This window comes from Rhizobium sp. 268 (assembly GCF_036571585.1).
GTDB lineage: Bacteria > Pseudomonadota > Alphaproteobacteria > Rhizobiales > Rhizobiaceae > Rhizobium > Rhizobium redzepovicii.
Genome location: NZ_JAPPSO010000009.1, coordinates 39,212 through 52,167 on the forward strand (window position 1 = coordinate 39,212; position 12,956 = coordinate 52,167).

The window sequence follows — 12,956 nt, forward strand, 5'->3', positions numbered from 1 at the left end:
GATGGGATCATAGTCGTCCCCAGCGCCGATCAAGTGTAACGGATCTCAGCGACAGTCTATCGGCCCTGGTAATGCGGGGTTCGGTTCTGCTTGCCCACGCACCTGCTTAATACCGGTTGAATATACATGTATATTGTGGATATAAGCGTGTTATTGCTTGACAAGAGCGTTTTCGGTGTAAGGATTGCGCCGCGGCGGTTGAGTAAGTGTTGTCTTGTGGGAGTAAGGCGATGGTTTACGATTGGACTGGTGCCAGGGTTCGGCGCATCCGGATATTCAAGACCAGTATCGCGCTTGTTCTGGGAACCGCGATTGCTGCAATACCGCTGTTCTTCTGGGCCGTGGAGTTTCGCGGTTTTTAACCGGAGATAATCAGCGTCTCGCGCCACCTGTTGATCACCCAGCCGGCCAGCAGTCCGATGGCGGCGCCCATGGCCTTGATGCCGGCATCATGCAGGCGCGGATGGCGCGTCGGCGAGAGGTACTGCAGATATTCGATGGCGACGGTACCAGCGATCAGCAGCACGGCCACCAATTTCCACTGTTTCGGATAGGCGAGCGCAAAGGCGAGGCCGACAAGAATATAGGCGCTCGCGCGGTCGGTATCGACAGTCGTAACGGTCTCCGGCCTCAGCCCGATCGGCGAAACCGTCACAAAGATGATTAAGGCGAGCAGCAGCCAGGCGAGCGGCCTTGCGAATTTGAACATGATCATGGCTTCATATTTAGTGGCTCGTCTTTTCATTGACAGTTAAAATCAGTTCATGTGCCGGCTATTTCGCGGTGGGCTTAAGAAAAGCTTTCGCAAACAGGGCTTGGACCGAACCGTAAACGGCCGAAGCGGCCTTTCCTATGCCGGCCGGCCTGTGCCATAGCGGCGGTATCATTATGAGAATGGATCACGCCCGTGACGAGACTTGATGTCGAAAGCGCCGAAGAGGCAATGCGCAGCCTTTTTCCGGCAACGCCGCTGCAGCTCAACGATCATCTCTCGGCGCGTTACGGGGCCGATATCTGGCTGAAGCGCGAGGATCTATCGCCGGTGCGCTCCTACAAGATCCGCGGCGCCTTCAACTTCTTCCGCAAGGCGATCGGGCAGGGTGCTGCCGGCAAGACCTTCGTCTGCGCCTCGGCCGGCAATCACGCCCAGGGCTTCGCCTTCGTCTGCCGCCATTTCGGCGTGCCGGGCGTCGTCTTCATGCCGGTAACGACACCGCAGCAGAAGATCGACAAGACCCGCATGTTCGGCGCCGAATTCATTACCATCCGGCTGTTCGGGGACTTCTTCGACCAGTGCTACCAGGCCGCGCGCGACCATGTCGAAGCGGTCGGCGGCGTCATGGTGCCGCCCTTCGACCATGCCGATATTATCGAAGGGCAAGCGACGGTCGCCGCCGAGATCATGCAGCAGCTGCCTGAGGGAACGGTCCCCGATATGGTCGTGCTGCCGGTCGGCGGCGGCGGGCTTGCCGCCGGCATCACCGGTTATCTTGACGGCATCGTGCCGAAATCGGCCTTCGTCTTCACCGAGCCCGCCGGCGCACCGAGTCTGAGGCGCAGCATCGAGGCAGGTGAGGTGACGACGCTTGCCAAGGTCGACAACTTCGTCGACGGCGCTGCCGTCGCCCGCATCGGCGACCTGAATTTCGCCGCGCTGCGCGATTTCCCGGCAAGCCAAGTGCAGCTGATGCCGGAGAACGCCATCTGCGTCACCATCCAGGAGATGCTGAATGTCGAAGGCGTCGTGCTGGAGCCGGCAGGCGCTCTGTCGCTGACGGCGATCGCTGCGATGGACGCTCAGGCGATCCGCGGCAAGACCATCGTTGCCGTCGTCTCCGGCGGCAATTTCGATTTCGAGCGCCTGCCTGACGTGAAGGAAAGAGCCATGCGTTACGCAGGGCTGAAGAAATATTTCATCCTCAGGCTCGCCCAGCGCCCCGGCGCGCTTCGGGATTTCCTCAATCTGCTCGGCCCTGACGACGATATTGCCCGCTTCGAATATCTGAAGAAATCGGCGCGCAATTTCGGCTCGATCCTGATCGGCATCGAAACCAAGGCGCCGGAGAATTTCGCCCGGCTGATCGGAAATTTCGAAGCCGCCGGCATGGGTTACGAGGATATCACCGAAAACGAGATCCTCGCCAACCTGATCATTTGACTTGGCGACAGCAATGCCATCGTGCTAAAGGCGGATCATGGCTTCGTTCCTTTCAAATCTCTTTTCGATGTTCTCCGGCGGCGGCAAACCGGCTTCCGAGGCGGCAGGCCCTTCCGGCGAGCCGCAGCTTTATAACGATTGCACGATCTACGCGGAGCCGCGCAGGGAAGGCAGCCAATATCGCCTTGCCGGTCGCATCGAAAAGAAGGTCGGCGACGAGGTTCTGGTGCGCAATTTTATCCGCGCCGATCTGTTCTCGTCCTCCGACGATGCGCTCGAATGCACGGTGCGCAAGGCGCAGCAGATTATCGATCAGCACGGTTCGTCACTCTTTGGTGACGGTGAGAAGCTTCGTCAGGTCTGAGACCGGGATATCCGTCGCATCCATGCGTGGCCGCAATTATTCTTCTTTTTCAATCCTGTGACGCGGCGACACCGTCGCGGATCGGCATCTCGCTCACGCAATCTTAAAGGGTTGCAGTCAAAGGTGTCGCCTGCAGCATGTGCAGGGCCGCCCTCGTGTTTGACTTTTTCGGACAATCGACCAAAGGATCCGCTGTCGCGACCGTTGCGCCCGCGTTCCGTCCAGGGCGCCGGCCTGAAGCCGGGGTATGGTGATGGAGACGCTCAACCTCGCCCTTTTCGTCGTCGAAGCCGTCGCCTATTTCGTGCTGATGGTGACGCTTCTGCACTTCCGTCATCGGCTCGGTCTCGGGGTTTTCCTGACGGCGCTCGGCGTCATGCATTTCATGGAAACCTACCTGGCGGCGGTCTTCTATGTCTCGCTGCCGTTCGGGGATGTGTCGCCGGGCTCGTCGGTCTTCTTCTCCGGCAAGCTGATGATGATCCTGATGCTTTACCTACAGGAAGATGCCGCGACGGTGCGCCAGCCGATCTATGGCCTGTTCCTCGGCAACCTGCTCACCGTCGGCATTGCCTGGGTGCTGCAACTGCACCTGCCGCTGCAGATGTCGCCCGCCCACACGCCGGATGTCGATTTCCTCCAGGAGATGGGCTGGCTGATGGTCTGGGGCACGGCGCTGCTTTATGTCGATTCGCTCGGCATCATTCTGCTTTACGAAAAACTCGGCGATTTCTTCCGCCGGCGCGTCGTCCTGCGTTTCCTGATTTCGGGCTTCGTGCTGCTGACCTTCGACCAGATCGGCTTTTTTGCAGCGCTGAATTATTTCCTGGATGTGCCGATCGCCGCATTCTGGGCAGGTTGGAAGGCGAAAATGCTTGCCGTCTGCCTCTATGCGGCAATGTTTGCAATCTATGAATATCGTATTCGCCGCGGCGGCAAGGCCGGCTCCGCGCGTTCGATCAGCGACGTGTTCGGCGACCTGACGTTCCGCGAGCGCTACAACGATCTTCTGGAGCGTACCGGTCGCGACATGCTGACCGGCGTCTATGACCGGACGCGCATGGAGGTGGAGGCGCCGCTGATGATGCGTGAGGCGCTGAGACAGGGTCTCTACGCCACGGTCCTGATTATCGATGCCGATCACTTCAAGGATGTCAACGACGGCTATGGGCATCTCCAGGGTGACGAGGTGCTGAAGGCGATCGCCGCCCGCCTCGGTACGACGCTGCGCTCGAGCGACCGCATCTTCCGCTTCGGCGGCGAGGAATTCGTCGCCGTCTGCCCCGGCACCGATCACGAGGAAGCTTTGCTGCTTGCCGAACGCCTGCGCTGGACGATCGCCACCAGCGTCAAGACGCCGGATGACAAGCCGGTCACGGTCAGCATCGGTGTTGCGACCGCCGACGAGGACGGCGTCGATTTTACCGCCGTGCTGACGGCTGCCGACGGCAGGCTCTACGCGGCAAAGAAGAGCGGCCGCAACTGTGTCGTCGGCCGTTCCGGTGTCGTGCAACTCGGTTGACCCGATCAAACGCAGTGCGTCCGCTGCCGGTGTTTGTGATGTTGCATAAACCGAAACGCCTGACAGCGATATCATGCCTTTTCAATGGGTTATAATAACAATAAAAACGGCTTGTTAGCACAATGCAAACGTGATCTCCATTGCCGCAACGGATCAGCTTTCCTGCAAGGGGCTTGGAGATATGAGTGATGCAGCTGTGCGAAGGAAGGTCGATGGCGGCGAATTTGCCGTTTTGTGCATCGGCGGGTTTCTTCTGTCGATCGCCTATGGCGTGACCTTTCTGATCCCGGTGCTGGTCGGTCAGCGCGGCGGCAACGAGGCGCTCGCCGGCCTGATCATTTCGGCCGCGACCGTCAGCACCGTCATTCTCGTGATCCTGTCCGGCCACATCGCCGATGCCATCGGCTCGGCGCGGGCGGTGGCGGTTTCAGCGCTCTTTCTGGCGGCATCCGGGTTGGGATTTGCCACGGTCCCGGCAGCCGGGCTTAGCCTGATGACCGTCGGTTTCGTCCTCGGCATCGGCTGGGGCACTTTCTATGCGCTCGGGCCTATTCTGGTGGCGGCGATCACCGAACCCGAGCACCGGATCAGGTTCTTCGCCCTGCTGTCGGGATCGATGATGTCGGGCATCGGCGCCGGACCGATCATCGGCCGTATTGCCACCGGCTGGGCCCTTCCGATCGAAACGGCCTTCGCCTTTGCTTTCCTCTCCAGTCTCGCCGGCGGCGCGCTTTATTTCCTGCTGCATCTCAGGCTGACCAATGCCGGCAAGATTTTGCCGCATGTCAACAAGATCTCCTTTGCCGCAGCGCGTCAGGTGATAGGTTCGCGGGCGATCTATTCCATCGCCATGGTCGGCATCGGCGGGGCGATTTTCGGCGGGCTCTCCAGCTTTCAGACAAGCTACGCCAAGGCGCACGGTTTCGATTATTCGCTGTTCTTCATCGGCTTCATGTCCGCCGCCATCCTGAGCCGGCTGTTCGTGGCGGGATATGTGGTGAAGAGGGATCCATTCTATTCGCTTCTGGTGCTGACGAGCGTGACGCTGGCATCCATCCTGCTGTTCCTGGTGGTGACATCAAGTCAGCTGGCCTATCTCGGAGCCGCGGCAATGCTGGGCCTGGGCTATGGGCTGACCTATTCCGTCATCAACGGACTGGCAGCAAATGAAGCGCCCGCAGGTCTCATGCCGCAATCGCTTCTCTTGTTCTCGCTGTCCTATTTCATCGGCGTCTTCGGCTTTCCGCTGATCGCCGGCAACCTCATCGTTTCCTCCGGGATCCAGGCCATGCTCCATGTCCTGCTGCTGCTTGCCGTCGCCAATCTGGCAATCGTCCTGCTTCGTGTGGTCGACCGCGCAAGGAACCGCTGATCGAGGGCGGGCAAGTCCGATTTGCCCGACCCTCGCTGGCTCATGCGGCGCGGAAGATCTTGGCGCCGGAGGGGGCACTCGTCATGCCGCCGTCGACGGTGATCTCGATGCCGGTGACATTGGCAGAATCATCCGAAGCCAGGTAGAGCGCCGCCTTGGCGATTTCGTCGGCCTCGCTCATGCGGCCGAGCGGGCTCATGCCGCCGATGCGCGCCTCGAGCGCCGACATCGCATCTTCCGTCTGGGCCATCGGCGACCAGATCGGCGTCTTCGTGCCGCCGGGTGTCACCTGATTGACGCGGATGCCGCGCGGCGCGAGTTCGGAGGCCATATTGCGCGTCATCGCCCGGACCGCGGCCTTGGTCGCCGCATAGGCCGACCAGCCGGGAGCGCCGAGCACGGCGTGCACCGAACCGTTGAGAATGACCGAACCGCCGTCGCTGAGATGCGGCAGCGCCGATTGCACGGTGAAGAAGACGGCCGTGAGATTGGTGCTGATGATCTGATTGAATTGCTCCGGCGACGTGTCACCGAGCGGTGTCGCGCCGCCGATGCCGGCATTGGCGAAGACGATGTCGAACTTGCCGACCTTTGCGGCGGCTTCCGCAAAGGCCTTCTCGGTGGCGGCGGCATCGGTGACATCGACCTTCAGCGCGACGACGCCGGCCCCAAGCGCCTTTTCGGCGGCGGCGAGCGTTTCGGGATTGCGGCCGGTGATGACGACCTTTGCACCCTCGTCGATGAAGACCTTGGCGGTCGCAAGACCGATACCACTGTTGCCGCCGGTGATCAGCGCGACCTTGTTTCTTAGACGCATGATTCATGCTCCTCTTGGAAATGGCAACGATCTGGATTATGATCGTTATCTACAAGGATTATGATTGTAATCTACATGAGTCAAGCAGCATGATGCCGAAAAGTATAAGCGGTTTTCGACCGACATCATGCTCGTTCGAAATTGATACGGGGAGATTCGGATGGGTCGTTCGCAGCTGGAAAAACAGAAGACGCACGAAAAGATCGTGGAGACTGCGTCGAGGCGGCTGCGAGAGGAGGGGCTGGAAGGTGTCGGCGTCGCCGACCTGATGAAGGAGGCCGGATTGACCGTTGGCGGCTTCTACAAGCACTTCGCCTCCCGCGACGATCTTGTCGCCGAGGCGATCCAGTCGGCTTTCGATTCATGGGGACGCAAGCTGGAGGCCGACGGGATAGACCCGGCGAAGATGACGGCCGCCGATGTTGCCGACCGCTATCTGAGCGCCTATCATCGCGACAATCCCGGCGAGGGCTGCCCCTTCGCCGCCCTGACCTCCGATATCTCCCGTGGCGACGACAAGGCGCGGGGGATTGCGACGGAACGGCTCCGGCTTAATTTCGAGGCTTTGGCGAGCAAGGCGTCGGGAGCCCACGCGGAAAGACGGCGCAAGGCGGTCATCGCCTTCGCGATGATGGCCGGCGGCGTCGGCCTTGCCAGGATTTCCTCCGATGAGGCTCTGTCGGCCGAAATTCTCGAGACGGTCCGGGATTTTGTCGCTGCTATCGACAAATGACAAACGGCCGGCGAATGCCGGCCGCTGCACTATGGTAAGCGTTGAAGAGCCGATTAAGCGGCCAGCGCGATTTCCTGGACGCGCGTCTTGGCAGCGTCGATGGCCTTTTCGGCAGCTTCAGGACCGAAGGCGAGGCCTTCGACGTAGATGGTCTCGATGTCGGTGATGCCGAGGAAGCCGAGAACCGACTTCAGATACGGCACGGCGTGGTTCAAGGGGGCAGCCGGTCCCTGCGAGTAGACGCCGCCCGAGGTAAGCACCACGTAAACCTTCTTACCGGTGAGCAGGCCGACCGGGCCGCTTTCCGTGTACTTGAACGTCAGGCCGGCACGGGCGACGTTGTCGATCCAGGTCTTCAGCGAGGAGTAGATGTTGAAGTTGATGAGGCCGGTGCTGATGACGATCGTGTCGGCGGCAAAGAGTTCGTTGACGAGTTCGTCAGACGTCTTGACGGCGGCGACTTCCTCGGCAGTGCGGGCCTCGGCCGGCTTGCGGATCGCGCCGGTGAAGAGGTCGTCGATATGCGGCAGCGGGCTGGCGGCAAGGTCGCGGCGAACGAGGACGCTGCCTGGATTCTGGTTCTTCAGCTTCTCGGCGAGTTCAACGGCGATCGGCGTCGAGAGCGATTCGGCACGCGGGCTGGACGTCAGAAGAAGGATGGACGACATGGTGCATTTCCTTTCGAATTGGATTTGTCGGCCCGTTTTGGGAGGTGAGCCGCAGTCTCGAAGCGGAAAATAGGTCTGGCTTGCTATCGAAAAAACGGTGATAATGTCGATCGAAACTATCGATGGAATGGATGGATATGCTTCCGAACCCGACCCTGGACCAATTGCAGGTGTTTTTGACCGTTGCCGAGACCGGCAGCTTCTCGGCTGCGTCGCGGGCGCTGAACCGGGCTCAGTCGGTCGTCAGCTATACGATCGCCAATCTCGAGGCGCAGCTTGAAGTGCCGCTTTTCGAGCGCTCCGGCGCCCGCCAGCCAAAGCTGACGGAGGCGGGCAGGGCGATGCTGGAGGATGCGCGCCGTATCCTCGGCGACCTGCAGGTCATGCGGGCGCGCGTCAAGAGCCTGAAGGAAGGGCTCGAAGCGGAGGTTTCCGTTGCCATTAGCGTCATGGTGCCCTCAAAGGCCGTGGTTGATGTGCTCCACGAATTCCGCGAGATGTTCCCATCGGTTTCGCTGAACCTCAACGTCGGCGAGCTCGGAATGGTCATGGATCTGGTCATGGGCGGCAAGGCGACGATCGGCATCGGCGGAGCAGTTCTGAAGCAGGACGATTCGGTCGTCACCGAACGGATCGGTCACTCCTTCATGATGCCTGTCGCCGCGCCTAACCACCCGCTTGCCGGGCTCGACCGGCCGCTGACGCTCGGCGACGTGCGCGATGAGGTGCAGCTCGTCGTCACCGATGCGTCGGGCCTGACGAAGGGGCGCGATTTCAACGTTTTGTCCTACAAAACATGGCGCGTCAGCGATATTTCGACGAAGCATCAGCTGATCAAGGCCGGCCTTGGCTGGGGCGGACTTCCGGCATCGCTCATCCATGACGATCTCCTGAGCGGCGTGCTCATCCATCTCGATCTCGATGCCTACGAACAGGGGGAGTATCCCATCTATTCGATGCGCCGGCTCGCCAACCCGCCCGGACCTGCCGCCACCTGGATGATCGACGCGTTCCGCACCCGGCTTACCCATTGCCCGAGCCAGGCGGATTTCCACGCCCAGATCGCGGAACTGCGTGAACCCGCAATCCCGCTCGCGGCCGAATAGGGAAGGCGCAGCCGACGCGCCTTCGTATTTCTTTTGGTTAGAGAACCAGCCTGAACTTCGAGAAGCCGTCCGCACCGTCGCCGGCATCCTCGATCTTGACGCTCTTGACCGCAGCGAGGAACTGCTTTGCCTTCGGGCCGCTCTCGAAGGTTGCCGTCGTGCCCGGCAGCGGCTTGAAGGTCCAGTTCGCATCGGCCGACGGATTGATCGTGCCCTGGTCGTGGACATAGCGGACAATGACATCGCGGTTGGTGTCCGGCGCCTGGAAGATCACCTTATCAGTGGCGATCTCCGGGAAACTGCCGCCGCCGCCGGCGCGGTAGTTGTTGGTGACGACGACGAATTTCTGGGCGGGATCGATCGGCTTGCCGTCGAAGGCGAGGTTCTGGATGCGGTTGGCATCCGGATTGATCGCCTTGCCGGAGGAATCATATTTCGGCGGCTGCGACAGGTCGATCTGGTAGGTCACGCCGTCGATGACGTCGAAATTATAGGACGGGAAATCGTTGTTGAGCAGCGGCGCATCCTTCGCGCCGGCGTCGATGTGATTGAACATGCCGGCCGACATTTCCAGCCAGTTTTTCACCTGGGCGCCGGTGATGGCAACGGCCTGCACCGTATTCGGGTAGAGATAGAGGTCGGCGACATTCTTGATGGCGATATCGCCGGCCGGGACGTCGGTATAGTAATCGGCGCCGCCACGGCCGCCGGCCTTGAAGGGGGCCGCCGCCGAAAGCACCGGCAGATCCTTGTACTTGGTATCGGCCAGCATCTGCTTGATGTACCAGGTCTGGGCCTGGCTGACGACCTGCACGGAGGGATCGTCGGCGACGAGCGCGAAGTAGGAGTAGAGCGGTGCCGACGTCTTGCCGACGGGGGTGCGGACATAGGCAAGGGTGGCCTCGTGTTCGGCCTTGGCGGCTTCGACCACGTCCTTCTTGTCGGCGTAATCGGCAACCACCTTCTTCTTGTCGTCGCGATGATAGATCGGCCGTGCTTCCGAGGTGAAATCAACGATCTTCCAGCTGTTGCCGTCCTTTTCGAGGAGCAGGTCAATAAGGCCGAGATGCGAGCCCCAGAATCCTGCCATCACGGCAGGTTTGCCATGCAGCGTGCCCTTGACCGGATCGGCATTGGCGATGCCGTCCCAGCTCTTCGGCCCGGGGAAGACGAGATGCTGATGGCCGGTGAAGATGGCGTCGATCCCCTCGACGGCGGCGAGATGCAGCGAGGCGTTTTCCATCTTTTCGGACGGCGCGGCTCCGTCGATGCCGGAATGGGAAAGCGCGATGACGATATCGGCGCCGGCTTCCTTCATGGCCGGAACCCAGGCCTTGGCGGCCTCGACGATATCACGCGTCTGCGCCTTGCCTTCGAGGTTCTTGATGTCCCAGAGCATGATCTGCGGCGGCACGAAGCCGATGAAGCCGATCTTGACCGGGCTCTCATTGCCGGCGCCGTCTTTGATCTGTTTTTCCACGATCATGTAGGGCTTGAAGAACAGATCGTCCTGCTTCGGGTCCGAGGCGAGCTGGCCTTTGGTCAGATTGGCGCAGACGAAGGGAAAGTTCGCGCCTGACAGCACTTTGAACATGAAGTCGAGCCCGTAATTGAACTCGTGATTGCCGAGCGTTCCTACCGTGTAGCCGAGCGTGTTCATCGCCTTGATCACGGGATGGACGTCGCCGTCCTTCATGCCGTGCTGATAGGCCATGTAATCGCCCATCGGATTGCCCTGCAGCACGTCGCCATTATCGATCAGCAGCGAGTTGACGGCCTCGGCGCGGATCTTGTCGATGATCGTGCCGGTGCGGGAAAGCCCCATCGTGTCGTTCGGCTTGTCGGCATAATAATCATAGGGAAAGACGTTGACGTGAATATCCGTCGTTTCCATCAGCCGGAGATGCGCCTGGTTGGCGCTGGCTCGCGCGCTGAAGGGATGCAGCAGCACCAGGGCGGAGGTGGCGGCAAGGCCGCCAAGCAGGGAACGGCGGCTCATCACGCCGACATCGAAAATGGAAGACATCGAAACTCTCCTTGAAGGATCATGCATCGTCCGGCCCGTCAGAATTAGGACGATTTGGCGAGGAGTACACTGCAAAAATGACAGGACGGCAAAACAATGAGTAGCAAGGGCGATGTGGTTTTGAAATGCAATTTATGGTGCAGACGGGGCCGACGGGGACAGGATCAATTATAGGCTCAGCGCCTGACTGCCGCAGCCAACTGCCGCAGCCAGGGCGCGGTCAATCTGGACGTCAACGTCGGCCGCTGCGACTGGACGATCTCAGCCGGATCTTCGGCGCGAAGGCGGTTCAGCGTAACGGTTTCGGCGTCGACGTTGCCAAGTGAGGTGGGCGGTCGGCGTTGGTCGCGGCTCTAAGCTGACGCACCGCCAGGACCGGCCGAATTTCCTTATGGAAAAAGCGGAAATAGGAGGAGACCTGTGCCCGCGCATTCGAATTCACGTCGAACTGGATGCCGACACGGCCGTTGTGCTTCCAGCGGATGATGCCTTCGAGCAGACCGAGGTTTTCAGCTTCGATGCGCACCTTGCTGCCGGAGGCTGCATGGAGCGGCGTCTTCGTCTCCAGGGCAGCGCCGGTCACCGACAGATTGAGAATGCGGGCATCCACTTCACTGTTCAGATGTTTGACGCTGCCGAAGACCCGGCAGTTTTGCCGGTCGGCTTTTCGCGCCGTGATTTTCAAGTTGCGGGTCATACGGTCTCCCTTGGATACGTCAGGGGAGCATAGCGCCCGAAAATTGAAATGGTTTTAGTGGCTTGGCTAAAATTGCAATGAAACTTCAGTTGGCCATGGCGGCTCTGCGCCCCACGACATGCTCGCGCCAGACGGTGAAGATGCCGGCGGCAACGACGACGATCGAGCCGATAATCGTGTTGAGGCTGAGCGTTTCGTCATAGATCGTCACGCCGATGATCGAGGCGTAGACCAGTGACAGATACGTCAGCGGCTGGACGGCAGCGGCATCGAGAAGATCATAGGCGCGGATCAGGAAATAGTGGCTGGAAATGCTGGTCATGCAGACGAGCGCCATCCAGCCCCAGTCTCCGGGCGACATCCAGCTCCAGTAGAACGGGCCGATGATGGTCATGGTGATGCCGCCGATGACGCCGGTATAGAAGAAGCTGGTCATCGCCGAATCGTCGCGGCTGACGAGACGGGTCGCGATGACATAGAAGGCGAAGTTGAAGCAGGAAGTGATAGCCAGAAGCAGTTTCACATCGAAAAACTCGCCTTCCGGCTTCAGGATCAGCAGCACCCCGAAAAGTCCGGCGCCGATCGCCACCCACCGCCGCCAGCCGACCCGCTCGCCAAGGATCGGCATTGACAGCAGCGCGATGAGGATCGGCGTCGCTGAGAAGATCGCTTGTGAACGGGCAAGGCCGATTATGGCAAAACAAGTGATGGCCAGAACCACCTGGACCGCAAGCAGCACGCCGCGCACCACCTGAAGAAGCGGGCGTTTGGTGTGGGCCGTTGCCTTGAGGCCGCCGCGCATCTTCGAAGCGAGGATGATCGTGAACAGCGCAAAGGCCCAGTAGCGGATCATCGTCACGAAGATCGGCGGGTAAGCAGACGCCAGATGTTTCGAGATGGCGTCCTGGAGAGAGAAGATGGTAATCGCCAGCAGAGCGAAAATATAACCGTGGGTCTTCGATGTCATGACATGCCGTTGAGCGGGAAACACCGAGAGTCTGGTCAGGCTTTCAGCGAAGATGCAAGGTCTCAAAGCCCGACATTCGGCCTGTCGATGATTTCTCTGAGGGCAAAGCTCGAATTGATTTTGACCACATGGGGAAGGGCCGACAGCCAGTCGCGATGGATGCGCTCATAATCCTCGAGATCGCGGGCGGCGACCCTGAGGATATAATCATATTCGCCCGACATCAGGTAGCAGACGAGCACGTTGGGGCAGAGCTTCACCGCCGCCTCGAATTCCGCCAGGGTCTTGGCGAACTGGCCGGAGAGCGAGATATGCACGATGGCGATCATCTTATAGTCGAGCGCCTTATGCGAAAGCCGCGCGTGATAGCCGCCGATGACGCCGCTTCTCTCCAGAATGTCGAGCCGGCGCGAACAGGCCGAAGGCGACAGTCCGATCTTTTCGGCAAGCTCGGCGTTGGTGATGCGTGCATTGGCCTGCAGCACCTTAAGAATCGCAAGATCGATGGTATCGAGATCGGCCATTC

The 12,956-nt window shown here is 60.3% G+C and carries 13 protein-coding genes; 6 read left to right on the forward strand and 7 right to left on the reverse strand.

Going from position 1 to position 12,956, the window contains the following annotated elements; all coding sequences use genetic code 11:
- Nucleotides 1-358 precede the first annotated feature (358 nt).
- Nucleotides 359-715, reverse strand: coding sequence for a VanZ family protein (locus OS035_RS18370; RefSeq protein ID WP_097625229.1), 357 nt, complete (start codon nt 713-715; stop codon nt 359-361).
- A gap of 192 nt (nt 716-907) precedes the next feature.
- Here OS035_RS18370 and ilvA point away from each other — a divergent pair, with 192 nt between their 5' ends.
- The 4 genes from ilvA (at nt 908) to OS035_RS18390 (ending at nt 5,416) form a co-directional block, all read left to right on the forward strand.
- Nucleotides 908-2,158, forward strand: coding sequence for a threonine ammonia-lyase (gene ilvA, locus OS035_RS18375; RefSeq protein WP_097625230.1), 1,251 nt, complete (start codon nt 908-910; stop codon nt 2,156-2,158).
- Nucleotides 2,159-2,195: 37 nt separating this feature from the next.
- Nucleotides 2,196-2,522: an HlyU family transcriptional regulator gene (locus OS035_RS18380; RefSeq protein WP_003587069.1), complete on the forward strand. Its 327-nt coding sequence runs from the start codon at nt 2,196-2,198 to the stop codon at nt 2,520-2,522.
- Between the two features lie 250 nt (nt 2,523-2,772).
- Nucleotides 2,773-4,044, forward strand: a complete 1,272-nt coding sequence (locus OS035_RS18385; protein ID WP_097625455.1) for a GGDEF domain-containing protein — start codon at nt 2,773-2,775, stop codon at nt 4,042-4,044.
- A 181-nt stretch (nt 4,045-4,225) separates the two neighbouring features.
- Nucleotides 4,226-5,416 carry an MFS transporter gene (locus OS035_RS18390; protein ID WP_097625231.1) on the forward strand — a complete coding sequence of 397 codons (1,191 nt, stop codon included), beginning with the start codon at nt 4,226-4,228 and terminating at the stop codon, nt 5,414-5,416.
- Nucleotides 5,417-5,456: 40 nt separating this feature from the next.
- Here OS035_RS18390 and OS035_RS18395 read toward each other — a convergent pair whose 3' ends face one another.
- Entirely contained in the window at nt 5,457-6,233 is a 777-nt protein-coding gene (locus tag OS035_RS18395) for a glucose 1-dehydrogenase (RefSeq protein WP_012557430.1), read from the reverse strand.
- A 160-nt stretch (nt 6,234-6,393) separates the two neighbouring features.
- On the opposite strand from OS035_RS18395, the gene OS035_RS18400 reads away from it, so the two are divergent.
- Nucleotides 6,394-6,966, forward strand: a complete 573-nt coding sequence (locus OS035_RS18400; RefSeq protein ID WP_331813970.1) for a TetR/AcrR family transcriptional regulator — start codon at nt 6,394-6,396, stop codon at nt 6,964-6,966.
- A 53-nt stretch (nt 6,967-7,019) separates the two neighbouring features.
- Here OS035_RS18400 and OS035_RS18405 read toward each other — a convergent pair whose 3' ends face one another.
- Nucleotides 7,020-7,634, reverse strand: a complete 615-nt coding sequence (locus OS035_RS18405; RefSeq protein ID WP_097625233.1) for an FMN-dependent NADH-azoreductase — start codon at nt 7,632-7,634, stop codon at nt 7,020-7,022.
- A 137-nt stretch (nt 7,635-7,771) separates the two neighbouring features.
- Between OS035_RS18405 and OS035_RS18410 the strand changes: the two genes are divergently transcribed.
- On the forward strand, nt 7,772-8,740 hold the full coding sequence (locus OS035_RS18410) for a LysR family transcriptional regulator (protein WP_097625456.1): 969 nt from the start codon (nt 7,772-7,774) through the stop codon (nt 8,738-8,740).
- A 37-nt stretch (nt 8,741-8,777) separates the two neighbouring features.
- Here the strand turns inward: OS035_RS18410 and OS035_RS18415 are convergent, their stop codons facing one another.
- The 4 genes from OS035_RS18415 to OS035_RS18430 form a co-directional block, all read right to left on the reverse strand.
- Nucleotides 8,778-10,766, reverse strand: a complete 1,989-nt coding sequence (locus OS035_RS18415; protein WP_097625234.1) for a bifunctional 2',3'-cyclic-nucleotide 2'-phosphodiesterase/3'-nucleotidase — start codon at nt 10,764-10,766, stop codon at nt 8,778-8,780.
- Between the two features lie 289 nt (nt 10,767-11,055).
- Nucleotides 11,056-11,463, reverse strand: a complete 408-nt coding sequence (locus OS035_RS18420; RefSeq protein ID WP_097625235.1) for a PilZ domain-containing protein — start codon at nt 11,461-11,463, stop codon at nt 11,056-11,058.
- Nucleotides 11,464-11,548: 85 nt separating this feature from the next.
- On the reverse strand, nt 11,549-12,430 hold the full coding sequence (locus OS035_RS18425; RefSeq protein ID WP_097625236.1) for a DMT family transporter: 882 nt from the start codon (nt 12,428-12,430) through the stop codon (nt 11,549-11,551).
- Between the two features lie 62 nt (nt 12,431-12,492).
- Entirely contained in the window at nt 12,493-12,954 is a 462-nt protein-coding gene (locus tag OS035_RS18430) for an Lrp/AsnC family transcriptional regulator (protein ID WP_003587050.1), read from the reverse strand.
- Nucleotides 12,955-12,956 lie beyond the last annotated feature (2 nt).